Source organism: Aliivibrio finisterrensis (assembly GCF_008933155.1).
Lineage (GTDB): Bacteria > Pseudomonadota > Gammaproteobacteria > Enterobacterales > Vibrionaceae > Aliivibrio > Aliivibrio finisterrensis.
In genome coordinates, this window is the sequence record NZ_WBVP01000076.1 from 1 (window position 1) to 910 (window position 910).

The following is a 910-nucleotide window of genomic DNA, read 5'->3' on the forward strand; positions in this document are numbered from 1 at the left end:
TACGCCGCAGTTTCAAGCACAGCTGCTGCGCGATGGTTCGCTCGATAACGCAAATAGTGCCAATATCACGGCTAATTGGTATCTAGTGGACACTCCTACACAACGCAGTGCACCGGAAACTTGGCAAGCGCTGACTAACAATAGTCTACAAGGGCATGCTGGGCGTCATGTGCTTTTAGCATTGAGTTACAGTGAAAATGGTCAGGTGATGGCCGAAACGGTAGAGGTGAGTGCCGCTATTGTTCAAGATATAATACCGACGAATGTCGCGGGTTGGCACAGTGGGCTGAGTGTCAGCTTTTCTTCACCAGCGAGTATCGCCTCATACGGCACACTGTTCTCACAAAATCTCCAAGAAGTTGAAGGAGAGTCATCAGGCGCTTATACGACGGTGTATGAATATCGAAGCGAGCTTGCCCCGGCTACGACCTATACCACAGTCAGCGATATGATTGCCGCTCATCCAGGCACTAAAGTGTTAAGTGTGATGGCGACGCAAACACAAGGTATGCTTACTCAACAATTGGGTCCGGTGAGTGTCGCGTTTAGCAATGGGTCTACGACGAGTCCAGGTGAATTAGCGATGACTCAACCATTACTCGCTTACGACCAGCCTGATTTAGTCGATAGTGATACTGTGGGGCTGATTAATCTAAGCGCCATTGAAATAGAAATTACGACCCTGCTTCAGGCTAATGCCAATTTAAGCGCCAATTACCAATGGCAGGCCAGTGATGATAACGGTAGTACTTGGAACTCAAGGGGCAATGCAAACCCTAGTTTCAACGAACTAACCTCATTGACCTCTGGTGAACGTTATCGACTTCAAATAATGGTTAGCGATAGTAACTCGACGGTCGCCGCCTACAGTGATGAAACGGTGAATGTGCAAAGCAGCGCTGCGATAGTG

1 protein-coding gene is annotated in these 910 nt (G+C 48.6%); it reads left to right on the forward strand.

Features of this window, described 5'->3' with window-relative positions; all coding sequences use genetic code 11:
- A partial coding sequence (locus tag F8B77_RS17650; protein ID WP_167512863.1) for a hypothetical protein occupies window positions 1-910 on the forward strand: 910 nt, incomplete at both ends.